Source organism: Holdemanella sp. MSK.7.32, assembly GCF_024460475.1.
Taxonomy (GTDB): domain Bacteria; phylum Bacillota_I; class Bacilli_A; order Erysipelotrichales; family Erysipelotrichaceae; genus Holdemanella.
Genome location: NZ_JANFYN010000019.1, coordinates 30,421 through 42,872 on the forward strand (window position 1 = coordinate 30,421; position 12,452 = coordinate 42,872).

Here is a 12,452-nt window from a genome sequence, read left to right on the forward strand (position 1 = left end):
TATACACTGGCTTTTTAGTTGAAACTAACCTATAATAGTTGTGTACATATAAGAAGGAGAATGAAGTTTATGTCTGAAAAAATCAAAAAAAGAAAAATCATGCTTGTTGGTACAGGGTTTGTCGGCATGAGTTTTGCCTATTCAATGCTTTCAGAAAAAGGAATCGATGAACTTGTTTTAGTCGATGTCAATGAAGACAAGGCAAAAGGTGAACAAATGGACCTTAATGATGGTCTAGTATATGCAGATACGAAAATGAAAATCTCTGCTGGAACATATGCAGATGCAGCTGATACTAACATTGTTGTCTTAACAGCTGGTGCTGCTCAAAAGCCAGGTCAAACTCGTTTGGATTTAGTTAAAATCAACGCAAACATCACAAAAGGTGTATGTAAAGCCTTAAAAGAAAATAATTTCAATGGTATCTTAGTTGTTGCCAACAACCCAGTAGACATCATGACATATGTTGCATGGAAAGAAAGTGGATTACCTAAAAACCACGTTATTGGATCAGGTACTGTATTAGATACAGCTCGTCTACGTCACGCATTAAGCGAAAGATTAGGATTTGCAGACAGTAATATCCATGCATATATTATGGGTGAACATGGAGATTCTAGTTTCGTTCCTTGGATCCATTCATATATTGGATGTAAAAACTTACTTGAATACTTAGATGAAAATAATATTTCTTTAAGTGAACTACAAGAAATCTATATTGATGTTCGTGATAAAGCTTATAAAATCATCGAATTAAAACGCGCTACTTACTATGGAATTGGTTTGGCATTAAAACGTATCGTATCTTGTATCTTAAATAATGAACGTGCTATCTTACCAGTTAGTGCATATCAAAATGGTGAATATGGTAAAGAAGGCTACTTTATTGGAACACCAAGCGTTGTTGGTTCAAATGGTGTAGAACAAGTGATTCGTTTACACTTAAATGAAAATGATCAACAAAGATTTGACCATTCATTCGATACATTAAAAAATACAATTGAAGAAAATCTTCAAGACATCCTTTAAAAAAACGGCCTGACTAAATTTTAGTCAGGCTTTTAATTTCTTCATCTATATTATCTAGTAATAAAACTTTATCAAATAAAGTCAAACATGGCTTATTGGAATCCGAATAATGAATCATATCATCATGATAATGTCCACTAAACCACATTTTATAATCTGTTTTCTTCTCAACTGTTTCTAAACAATCGTGCAAATCATAATAATCATCTCCATATAAACTCATATCCGTTTCATATTTATGAGCCAATGGATGCGATGAATATGTATCGTGCGATAAAATATAATCAACTTCCCAATTATTTTTTTCTAATGTCGCAAAAGCATGTTTCGCTTCTTCAATCGTACAAATTTCATCTTTCCACCAATTTTTATGTTCTGTACGATAATTAACATCGTGGGAAAATCCTCCACCCATAGCAAAGAATTTATAACCATCAATATTGAAAACCTCACCACGCATCAAATGAAATACTTTCGAGCGAATACGATGTACTTTACCACCTTTATACTCTTCTACAGGATACGTATTAAGAACATCAAAATTTTCATGATTCCCATCAATAAATAAAGTGTTCCAAGGAAGTGAATCTAACCATTTTAACCAGAAGTTATCCCCTGTACTTCCATCCCAAACGCAACCAAAATCTCCGCATATAATAACATAATCATTTTCTGTTAAAGAATTGCCAACTGTAAATTCTCTAGGATTGATTTTATGAATATCTTGTTCTCTATGAATGTCTCCAGTTATATAAATCATCTGTTCCCCTCCAACAACATTTTTATATTATAGCACAAACGTTCACATGTTAACAAACAAATGACAATTGTAATTAATGTAAATTGTGAAAACATCATTTTTCATTTTGTTACATTTTTTATTGACATGTTTTTCAAGATGGTATATTATACAACCACAAATATTCAAAGCAATGAGCAAGACACGACTTTAAGCAAGCCCGGTTTAAGAGAGTATCAAATTTGGTGAAATGGTAACGACGGTCCTTAGAGCTATCACTTGTGAGCTAATCATTTGAAATTATAAGTAAAATGATTCGTCCTTCGCGTTAAGAAGTTCTAAGTGGCAATAATGTAGTTGTAAACTAAGTGGTACCGCGGAATAGTGTTAGATTTCGTCTTAGATAGACGAAGTCTTTTTTTATTATTTGAATATTTGAATAGAAAGTTTTAAGGGAGGAAAATTATTTATGAATGGTCTATTATTATTAGCTATTGGTGCTGCATTATTGCTTACAGCTTACTTAGTTTATGGACGTTATTTAGTTAAAACATGGGGAATTGATCCAAAAGCTAAGACACCTGCTTATGAAAAAGAAGATGGAGTTGATTATGTTCCAAGTAATAAATGGGAAGTATTTGGACACCAATTCTCTTCAATTGCCGGAGCCGGTCCAGTAACAGGTCCAGTACTTGCGATGGTATTTGGATGGTTACCTGCATTTTTATGGGTAATGGTCGGAGGAATCTTCTTTGGTGCCGTACAAGATTTTGGTGCTCTATACGCATCTGTTAAATCTCACGGTAAATCAATGGGACAAATCATTGAAACATACATTGGTAAAACAGGACGTAAATTATTCTTCTTGTTCTGCTGGTTATTTACTTTATTAGTTATTGCTGCATTTGCTGACATGGTTGCAGGATCATTAAACGGATACAATGCTGCTGGTGCACAATCTTTACCTAGTGGAGCTGCTAGTTCAATCACAATTCTATATGTATTTGTTGCAATCGCATTTGGTTTCTTCTTAAAGAAAACGGGGCTTTCAGGATGGAAACAAGCTGTTTTAGGCATTGCACTAATCGTCGCTATGTTAGCATTAGGAATCGCATTCCCAGTTTACTTCACTAAACAAACTTGGGTATATCTAGTATTCGTTTATATCTTCTTTGCGAGTGTTACACCAATCTGGGTATTAAAACAACCACGTGACTATTTGACTACATTCTTATTCATCGGAATGATCGTTGCTGCAGTTGTTGGTGTATTTGTATCAAATCCTACAATCACATCACCTGCATTCACAGGATTTAAATCTGCAACAGGAAGCTATATCTTCCCAACATTATTCGTTACAGTTGCTTGTGGTGCTGTTAGTGGATTCCACTCACTTGTATCTAGTGAAACAAGTTCTAAACAAATTCGCAACGAAAGTGATATGTTACAAGTTGGATACGGAAGTATGTTGCTTGAATCATTACTTGCTGTACTTGTAATCGTTGTTGTTGGATCTTTAACTAGCTTAGCTAGCAAAGGCGTATTAAATGAAACATTATCTTCTATGGCATTTGCCGATACTGCAACACCATTCATCAAATTCTCAGTGGGTGTTACTGGATTGATTTCACAATTTGGATTTCCTCAAGAATGGGGTCTATGCATCATGACAATGTTCGTTTCTGCTTTGGCATTAACTTCATTAGATGCTGTTGCTAGAATCGGACGTTTATCATTCCAAGAATTATTTGAAGTCAATGAAGAAACTGAAACAAACAGTGTTGTCGCTTTCTTAACAAATAAATATGTTGCGACATTGATCACATTAGCCGGTGGTTACCTATTAAGCTTAGGTGGATATTTAAATATCTGGCCATTATTCGGTAGTGCTAACCAATTATTAGCTGCGATGGTATTAGTTTCATTATCTGTATTCTTAAAAGTTACAGGACGTAAAGGATATATGTTATACGTACCAATGGTTATGATGTTAGTTGTAACAATGACAAGCTTAGGAATGTCAGTATACAACATCTGCTTAAAATTATTCGTAACTGGTGGATTCGCATTTATGACAGACGGACTACAATTATTCTTTGCTGTTCTATTAATGGCATTAGGATTGATGATCTTCATTGGTTCTGGAAAGAAATTAGTTCAACCTGTTGAAAAGGCAAAACTTCAAGAACAAGAACAAAACGCATAGAATAGTCAAGACCGCATCAAGCGGTCTTTTCTTTTACTAAAATCGACAAGGATTATGGAATCGTTAAAATGGTTGAAAAAAAGGACCCGGACAACTACATGTTGTCCGAGCCTAATCTCAGCTACAAATTGTTTTGAGGTATATGCCGCCTCTTAAATTCTTAAAGAGCAAATTCAGCAACCCCTACAAAATGTATTGTACTAAAAGTCCATCAGAACTAAGTCTGATGGATTCATTATTTTTTACTATTCAACACCAATAATAAATGAGTAAACTGGTTGATTTCCTTCATGGATTTCAACTTCTGCATCACTGTTATCTTCAATATAAGCAGCGATTTCTTCAGCCTGTTCTTCTGTAGCTGTATCACCATAAATCAAAGTAACAAGTTCACTATCGTCATCTAACATTTTATCCAACAATTTTTTTGTTGCTTCCATGCAATCTGGACAAGATACACAAATATCTTTTCCAAAAATACCCATATATTCATCTTTTTTAATTTCAAGACCATCATATGTTGTATCTTTGATTGCATAAGTCACTTCACCAGATTTAACATTTTCAATAGCTTCATTCATTTCAGCTAAATTATCTTCTAATTCAACATCTGGGTTGAACATAACACAAGCACTTAATCCTTGTGGAATTGTTTTACTTGGAAGTACATGAATATCTTGATCTGAACATACCTGTGCAGCCTGACTAGCAGCTAAAACAATATTTGAGTTGTTCGGTAAAATGAAGATATGATCTGCATTCAACTTTTCAACGGCTGAAACAAAATCTTCTGTACTCGGATTCATTGTTTGTCCACCACCAACAACAATATCAGCTCTAAGTTCTGTGAACATCTTCTTGATTCCATCACCAGGAGCTACGGTAATAATGGCATATTTTTTGTGTTCTGCCATTTTTTCCTCTTCTTCTTTTTCGATAATATTGTCATGCTGCTCTTGCATGTTTTCAACTTTCAACTTAATAAAACGACCCTGACGACGTCCCATTTTAATCGCTGTGAATGGTTCTAATGTATGAACATGAACTTTTACTAAATTCTCATCTTGCACACAAACAATTGAATTACCAATTGTTGCTAATTCATCTTTAAAGCTAGTTTCAGAGAAATGACGAATACCATTTTCAGATAACTTCAAAATAAATTCTGTACAGAATCCATATTCTTCTTCTCCACCCTCTACTTTAGCTTGTGCACTTTCACCAGCTGCTTTTGCACCTTCAAGCTCTACTGGATGACCTTCCATAGCAGCAAGGAATCCTTCTAAAATCACACAAAGACCTTTTCCACCACTATCAACTACACCTACTTCTGCAAGTACAGGTAATAATTCAGGTGTTCTTTGTAAAGAAGCATTGGCTTCTTCCACCATCTTCTTCATAACATCCATACAATCTGTAACATCTTCCGTTGTAGTATATGCATATGTATAATCTGCAGCTTCACGAACAACAGTTAAGATTGTACCTTCTACTGGACGCATAACAGCACGATACGCCACACGACTTCCATTAACCAATGCATGAGCCAATTGGGATGCATCCATATCATCTAAATCTTCAACCGCTTGATAGATTCCTCTAAAAATCTGAGACGTAATAACACCAGAGTTTCCACGTGCACCCATTAATAATCCACGAGATAACGTTTTCGCAATATCTTTTACAGAATCAGAATTCGTTTTAAGCGCTTCTTTTACACCATTTGACACAGTTAAATGCATATTTGTACCTGTATCTCCATCTGGCACAGGGAAAACATTCAATGCATCGATTTCCGCTGAATGATTTGATAAGTTATTCATTCCGGATTCAAGCATCTGTTTAAATAAAATACCATTAATTCTTTCCATCTCTTAACCCCTACTTTACAGCACGAACACCTTGTACATAGATGTTTACAGCGTTACATTTTACTTCCAAAGTTTTCTCTAATACATATTTAACACGTTTTTGTGCTTCATACACAACTTGACTTAATTTAATTCCTTGTAATGCAATAATATAAAGATTCAAAACTAATCCCGTTTCATCTTGTGTTACAACAACACCACGAGCATAGTTTTCTTTTTTCAATAATTCTGCCCAGCCATCTTTCAATGTTTTCTGACTAGCCATACCTACAATACCATAACATTCAGTAATTGCTCCACCAGCTAAATTGGCAATCGCGTCTAATGAAATTTCGATATTTCCGTATTCTGTTGATTTATTAATAGGCATAATAAAACCTCCCGTTTTTATTAATTATACTCTACTTAAAATATAAACACAAATCCTAATACGCTTCTACAAAGCTTTGAGATTCCTCATCCCAATAATAATATGTACCATTTCCATCATAATATTCACCTGTATTTGGATCATAATACATTCCAATGGCTTCATAATAATACACGCCTGTGTTATCATCATAGACCCATTCAGCCTGATTCTCAGATTCATCTTCTGTTGGCTGTTGTTCTTCTTGAACCTCAGTATTTTCCGAAGGTTTTTCATCTGTTGCTTCAGTCTTTTCGGTCTTTTCCGTCTTCTCTTCCTGTTTTTCTTCAACCTTTTGTTTCGAATTCAAATCATCACAATTCACCTTTTCAATTGTTGAATGCGTAGAATCCAAAACCAGACAAACAGATTGTCCTTTTAGTTTTGTCAAAACACTTTGGTATTTAGATAACATTTTTATACTTTTTAAATTGGTATATACAATATTCCCATCTTGCATTGTGATTTTAAACATATTCTTATCATAACTTGTTTTATAAGGTACAATTTCTGCAAACTTTTCAATTAATTCTCGAGTTAACACTTTGCGATGTTTTTGAAACTGTTCACACAACTGCTTTCTTTGTTTTGCGTTAAAATTTGACAACAAAGGAAAATGTACAATCATATTTAAATATTGTTCATCTATTTCAATCGAAGAGCCATCTTGGCAAAGGGCATAATTCTTATTATCCTTCACATAATAGCCAACCATCAATTTTTCCTGCACATTAAATGTAAGTTTTCGATTTTTCTTTGAAACATCACAAGACTGTACAAAAGGCATCTTTTCTACTCTCTTCTCCAATATAATCGAAGGCATTAAATAGATACGTGTCTTCGTACTCACATTTGCCAAATCGTAGACTTCACTATCTGACAAATAATAGTTGTTTTTACATGATAAAACCTTGACATGGGAATCTGTAGAAAAATAATACACAAAAATACTAGCTACCATCATAACAACAAGACTAAAAATAATCGATTGTTTAATAGTTAGCTTAACTTTTTTCTTTACCAATATAACTGCTCAACTTCCGTAACCATGTCAATGTTATATTCTTTTTTTGCTCGAGTTTTAATTTCATGAATCAAATCACGAACATCTTGAGCTGTCGCATTTAAATCATCATTCACAATAAAATTACAGTGCTTTTCACTAACCATTGCACCACCAATTTTATGGCCCCTTAATCCCAACTCTTCAATCAATTTCCAAGCTGGAATTTCTTCTGGATTTCTAAACACACTACCTGCACAAGGCTTATCCAAAGGCTGTGCACTCATTCTTCTTTCACGTCTAGAATCCATCAAATCACGAATATCATTTTGGTTTCCTTTTTCTAATTGGAAACGACCCACTAAAATAGTCCAATCCTTGTGTGATTGGAAGATAGAATGACGATATGCATAATCCAATTCATCTTTTTTCATCCAACAAATTGTATTATCTTTTAAAACACAGACATCAATTAAATGATTAGCCAAATTATCCTTATAGGCTCCGGCATTCATATAAAGTCCACCACCAATTGAGCCTGGAATTCCACTTGCCCATTCCAAACCTGTTAGTGATCTTTTCATAGCCTCTACTGCCATATTTATAATTGAACATCCCGCTTGCGCTACTAGCACTCCATCTGGTTCAAAATAGAAATCATTCAAAGTACGATCTAGATTGATGATTGCACCATGAAAATCTGTATCCGAACATAAAACGTTAGATCCACGTCCAAGTACATAATATGGAATGTTTTCCTGTGCAAGTATTTCAAGCACACACATTAGTGCTGTACAATTTTTGGGATATATATAATAGTCTACACAACCACCAATCTTAAAAGTGGTATGTTTCTTCATAGGCTCATGTTCTAAAACTTCTGCATACGTCATTAAACGATCCTTTATGCTCATATTAGTTCCCCTTTTTACATATATTTTTCAATAAATCTATAATATCATATGCCGCATTTGGTTTACCCATCTGCAATGCATGTTCATGTGTTTGTTCATATACCACTGGATTTGCGTATAAAGATACAATTTGACCTTGCAAAGTTTCTGCGTTCAAATCCTTTTCTTCAATAATACGACAAGCTTGTTGTCTTAGCAGCATACTCGCATTATAAAATTGATGGTTATTTGCCACATAAGGACTTGGTATCACGATAGAAGGAATCCCTAAAGCTGTTACTTCTGCAAGCGTTGTAGCTCCTGCACGACAAACCATTCCATCTACATGTCCATAAATACGCAATGTATCTACATATGGTACAACATGAATATTTTTTTGGCTTTCAAATAAGTTCAAATCTTGAGAATTGTCTTTTCCGCAGACATACAAAAATTGTAAATCATCATTGACATCCTTTAAAGCACTCTTCATTAATTCATTTACAGAACTAGAGCCCAAAGAACCCATCACAATAAGGATGGTTTTTTTATCTAAATCTAAACCTAATGATTTAAAATAGTCTTCATCAAATGTTGCCTCTTTGGCAATTGTTGCTCTTGGATTTCCCAACATATGAATCTTTTCCTTTGGAAAAACCTCATTACATTTTTCATAACAAGTTATAATCGCATCCACTTTCTTCATAACAAGCTGGTTGGCCTTACCAACAATGGAATTTTGTTCATGAATTACGGTGTGGATTCCTAAAGAATGAGCTGCCATAATAACTGGCGCACTCACATATCCTCCAAATCCAATCACAACATCTGGATTGAATTCTTTTAAGTATTTTTTTGCCTTACCTTCTGCTTTAAACATCTGACAAACCGCCATACATTTTTTTAATGCATTTCCTACTAATCCAGAAGTATGTAAAGCCTTAAACGCATAGCCATTTTGCGGAATCAAATCCTTTTCCATGCGATCATCATTTCCAATAAATAATATTTCAGTCGAAGAATCAAGTTCTTTCATTTTATCCGCTAAAGCTAATGCCGGATAAATATGACCCCCTGTTCCTCCTGTCACAAAACAAATTTTCATATTAAAAACCTCACCAAGTATATCATATATCAATCTTTTAAAACAATATCGTCACTTGTCTTTTCCAGTTGTCCAGTCAAAACAAAACGATGACTCGATTCAAATCCATAATCTAAATCACATGTGGATAAAGAAACAAACTTTTGATCTGTATTCCCCAAATCATTGAAGTATGTAGACGACTGTTTCATAGAATCTAAAGTCTCTTGTCTATAATCTCCAAATGACGTTGTATAGAATACACTATCGTCTGTAGTTTTCGCAAATGTAAATACATGACAGTTATAATTCGCATCTGGTGTTAATAAATAAAATACTGGATGCGACTTAAAGAAATCTTCATCACAATACTTCTTTAATAAGGTAAACATGCCTCCACCTTCAACAGAATGGCCATATATAATGGAATTATCATCTTGGAATTGTGCATTCGCATTCGCGTCCAAAAAAATCGAACCTCTATTATTATATTCCCCACTCACTGTATGATTCAAATAATATTCATTATCTTTCGATTGCATAACAGGAAAAGAAATATCACAACCTGGAACATAGATCCATCCTACTATATCTTGATTCTCTGCTTGAAGTGCTGTCCAATCAGGTTCTAAAACATTCTTTTCTATTTTATTTTCTCTTTTTTTCTTAATTACTTTTTTTTCTAATTGTTTTGTCTGTGTCGCAACTTGTTGTTTCTGTGAATAAATATCCCATAAATTATAGGCGCTGTACCCAAATACACAAAGGCTAACGACAAAAACGATTCTATATATCCATTTTTTCATACAGCTTAATTTTAACACAAATAAAAAGGATAGAGAAATGAATTCCCTATCCTATAAAGATAATCGCAATTATTTAGTTAATTTACTAGCAGCAGCTTTATCTAATACAACAACTACATCAGCGTGGTTTTGTAATGCACTTGCAGCACATGCAGTATCGATTGGTCCTTCGATCATAGCTTTAACAGCATCTGCTTTATTTTCACCATTAGCCACTAATAATACTTTTTTAGATTTCATAATTGTTCCAATTCCCATTGAAATAGCTTGTGTTGGAACTTTGTTAATATCGTTATCAAAGAAACGAGCATTTGCTTCACGAGTGTTTTCTGTTAAATCAACGATGTGAGTTAATGTTTCAAATGGTGTACCAGGTTCATTGAATCCGATGTGTCCATTTTGTCCAATTCCTAATACCTGTAAGTCAATTGATACTTCACTTAAAGCATCTTCATAAGCTTTACAATCAGCTTCTGTACTTCCATAAGGAACATGTGTATTATTTAAATCAATATCAATATCTTTAAATAAGTTTTCATACATAAAAGTATAGTAAGATTGAGGATCTTTACGATCGATTCCTACATATTCATCTAAGTTATAAGATTTAATATCTTTATAGCTATATCCATCTTTGTGGTATTGGATCATTTCCTTATATAATCCAACTGGACTAGATCCTGTTGCCAAACCTAAGACAGCATCTTTCTTAGCATCCAATAATTCTTTCATGACTTCAAATGCCTTTGCTGACATTTCATCATAGTTTTCACATACAATAACCTTCATTGTTATCTCCTCCATATTTCTTCTTATATTATAACATAGCGCTTTCAAAATAAAATGTACATTTTAGTAATGCTTTTGTCATTTTTAACAAATTAGTAATATTTGCACTTTTTAATTGACTTTACGTTAAAAAGAAGAAAAAAAGTTAAAGATACTGTATAATAAAAACAGTTAAGGAGGACATACAATGCCTAAACAAAACCCATTATTAAACATTGTTAAAAAACAAAAAGAAGGTAAAGCCGTAGCTATCTATTCATGCTGTTCAAGTAATGCATTCGTTATTGAAGCTGCGATGGAAACCGCAAAAAAACAAGATTCATGTGTTTTAATTGAATCGACTGCAAACCAAGTTGATCAAAATGGTGGTTACTCAGGAATGACACCAAAAGATTTCTTCAACTTCTGTCATGAAAAGGCAAAAGAAGCTGGATTATCAAGTGATCGTATTTTCCTAGGTGGAGATCACTTAGGGCCATTAACAGTCGCAAATAAACCAGAAGCAGAAGCTATGGAATACGCAAAAACATTAGTACATGACTATGTTCGTGCTGGTTTCACTAAGATTCATATTGATACAAGTATGAAAGTTGCTGATGATGATCCAAATACTCGTTTAAGTGATGAAACAATTGCTCGTCGTGGAGCTACTTTAGCTAAAGTTTGCGAAGAAGCTTACCAAGAATTACTTCAAGAAAATCCAGAAGCAATTCACCCAGTATATATCGTCGGTAGTGAAGTCCCAATTCCAGGTGGAGCCCAAGAAGAAAATGCTGGTATGCAAGTTACAAAACCTGAAGATTTCAAGAGTACTGTAGCTACATTTGAAAAAGCGTTTGATGATATGGGAATCGCAGATGCTTGGAACCACGTTATTGCTGCTGTTGTTCAGCCAGGTGTTGAAGAAAAAGATGCCGGATGCGAAGAATACGATCGTGAACGTGCTAAAGATTTAATGGCAAGCATTAAAGATTTTGACAAATTAGTATTTGAAGGACACTCAACCGATTATCAAACGAAATACAAATTACGTGAATTAGTAGAAGATGGTGTTGGCATCTTAAAAGTTGGTCCTGGACTTACTTATGCCGCTCGTGAAGGAATCTTCTCATTATGCATGATTGAAGAAGAATTGGCTGCTGTTTATGGATTTGAAACGAGTCACTTCCGTGAAGAATTAGACAAAGCCATGTTAGCAAACCCAGGTAAATGGGCTCCATATTATCATGGAACAGAAAATGAAATTGCATTCAAACGTAAATATTCATTCTCAGATCGTTGCCGTTATTATTTACCACAGGAAAATGTTAAGAATGCTTTAGCTAAATTATTGACTAACTTAAAAGAACACCCAGTACCATTACCATTGTTAAGTCAGTACATGCCTTTCCAATATACTATGGTACGTGAAGGTAAATTGAATAATACTCCTGAAGACTTAATCAAAGCTCGCGTTATGTATACAATTGAAGAATATACTTACGCTAGTCACCAGGAAGAATTAGTTCGCTAAAATAAAAACCGCGTTTAAAAAGCGCGGTTTTCTCTGCGGCTATAAGCCTTTACTGCCAGCTCGCGTCTCAAGGCGCTGCTTTCACTTCGTTCAAGCTATCGCTTTTGACT

At 34.2% G+C, this 12,452-nt stretch carries 11 protein-coding genes; 3 read left to right on the forward strand and 8 right to left on the reverse strand.

Features of this window, described 5'->3' with window-relative positions:
* Positions 1-69 precede the first annotated feature (69 nt).
* Positions 70-1,029 carry an L-lactate dehydrogenase gene (locus NE544_RS06120; protein ID WP_117926862.1) on the forward strand — a complete coding sequence of 320 codons (960 nt, stop codon included), beginning with the start codon at positions 70-72 and terminating at the stop codon, positions 1,027-1,029.
* 13 nt (positions 1,030-1,042) lie between these two features.
* Here NE544_RS06120 and NE544_RS06125 read toward each other — a convergent pair whose 3' ends face one another.
* Positions 1,043-1,789 carry a metallophosphoesterase gene (locus tag NE544_RS06125; protein ID WP_256268708.1) on the reverse strand — a complete coding sequence of 249 codons (747 nt, stop codon included), beginning with the start codon at positions 1,787-1,789 and terminating at the stop codon, positions 1,043-1,045.
* Positions 1,790-2,237: 448 nt separating this feature from the next.
* Here NE544_RS06125 and NE544_RS06130 point away from each other — a divergent pair, with 448 nt between their 5' ends.
* Positions 2,238-3,974 (forward strand): carbon starvation protein A, encoded by a 1,737-nt coding sequence (locus NE544_RS06130; RefSeq protein ID WP_256268709.1) that lies wholly within the window; start codon positions 2,238-2,240, stop codon positions 3,972-3,974.
* A gap of 245 nt (positions 3,975-4,219) precedes the next feature.
* Here NE544_RS06130 and NE544_RS06135 read toward each other — a convergent pair whose 3' ends face one another.
* From NE544_RS06135 to nagB, 7 genes are all read right to left on the reverse strand, one after another.
* A complete protein-coding gene (locus NE544_RS06135; protein WP_256268710.1) occupies positions 4,220-5,845 on the reverse strand; it encodes a DAK2 domain-containing protein in 1,626 nt (541 codons plus the stop codon).
* Between the two features lie 10 nt (positions 5,846-5,855).
* Positions 5,856-6,215, reverse strand: a complete 360-nt coding sequence (locus NE544_RS06140) for an Asp23/Gls24 family envelope stress response protein (RefSeq protein WP_117570682.1) — start codon at positions 6,213-6,215, stop codon at positions 5,856-5,858.
* 55 nt (positions 6,216-6,270) lie between these two features.
* Positions 6,271-7,278 (reverse strand): OCRE domain-containing protein, encoded by a 1,008-nt coding sequence (locus NE544_RS06145; protein WP_256268711.1) that lies wholly within the window; start codon positions 7,276-7,278, stop codon positions 6,271-6,273.
* Entirely contained in the window at positions 7,272-8,171 is a 900-nt protein-coding gene (murB, locus tag NE544_RS06150) for a UDP-N-acetylmuramate dehydrogenase (RefSeq protein ID WP_118115074.1), read from the reverse strand. The genes NE544_RS06145 and murB overlap by 7 nt, the downstream gene beginning before the upstream one ends.
* A gap of 1 nt (position 8,172) precedes the next feature.
* Entirely contained in the window at positions 8,173-9,255 is a 1,083-nt protein-coding gene (gene murG, locus NE544_RS06155) for an undecaprenyldiphospho-muramoylpentapeptide beta-N-acetylglucosaminyltransferase (RefSeq protein WP_118115073.1), read from the reverse strand.
* A 29-nt stretch (positions 9,256-9,284) separates the two neighbouring features.
* Positions 9,285-10,040 (reverse strand): class B sortase, encoded by a 756-nt coding sequence (gene srtB, locus NE544_RS06160; protein ID WP_118115081.1) that lies wholly within the window; start codon positions 10,038-10,040, stop codon positions 9,285-9,287.
* A 69-nt stretch (positions 10,041-10,109) separates the two neighbouring features.
* Positions 10,110-10,829 (reverse strand): glucosamine-6-phosphate deaminase, encoded by a 720-nt coding sequence (gene nagB, locus NE544_RS06165; protein ID WP_118115072.1) that lies wholly within the window; start codon positions 10,827-10,829, stop codon positions 10,110-10,112.
* A 187-nt stretch (positions 10,830-11,016) separates the two neighbouring features.
* Here nagB and NE544_RS06170 point away from each other — a divergent pair, with 187 nt between their 5' ends.
* On the forward strand, positions 11,017-12,342 hold the full coding sequence (locus NE544_RS06170; protein ID WP_118115071.1) for a class II D-tagatose-bisphosphate aldolase, non-catalytic subunit: 1,326 nt from the start codon (positions 11,017-11,019) through the stop codon (positions 12,340-12,342).
* Positions 12,343-12,452: the final 110 nt, after the last annotated feature.

Bases quoted from the DNA above. Each gene is read 5' to 3' on its own strand.
- NE544_RS06140 (WP_117570682.1), bottom strand. From the start codon at position 6,215: ATGCCTATTAATAAATCAACAGAATACGGAAATATCGAAATTTCATTA.
- srtB (WP_118115081.1), bottom strand. From the start codon at position 10,040: ATGAAAAAATGGATATATAGAATCGTTTTTGTCGTTAGCCTTTGTGTA.
- NE544_RS06125 (WP_256268708.1), bottom strand. From the start codon at position 1,789: ATGATTTATATAACTGGAGACATTCATAGAGAACAAGATATTCATAAA.
- NE544_RS06130 (WP_256268709.1), top strand. From the start codon at position 2,238: ATGAATGGTCTATTATTATTAGCTATTGGTGCTGCATTATTGCTTACA.
- nagB (WP_118115072.1), bottom strand. From the start codon at position 10,829: ATGAAGGTTATTGTATGTGAAAACTATGATGAAATGTCAGCAAAGGCA.
- NE544_RS06170 (WP_118115071.1), top strand. From the start codon at position 11,017: ATGCCTAAACAAAACCCATTATTAAACATTGTTAAAAAACAAAAAGAA.
- NE544_RS06120 (WP_117926862.1), top strand. From the start codon at position 70: ATGTCTGAAAAAATCAAAAAAAGAAAAATCATGCTTGTTGGTACAGGG.
- murB (WP_118115074.1), bottom strand. From the start codon at position 8,171: ATGAGCATAAAGGATCGTTTAATGACGTATGCAGAAGTTTTAGAACAT.
- murG (WP_118115073.1), bottom strand. From the start codon at position 9,255: ATGAAAATTTGTTTTGTGACAGGAGGAACAGGGGGTCATATTTATCCG.
- NE544_RS06135 (WP_256268710.1), bottom strand. From the start codon at position 5,845: ATGGAAAGAATTAATGGTATTTTATTTAAACAGATGCTTGAATCCGGA.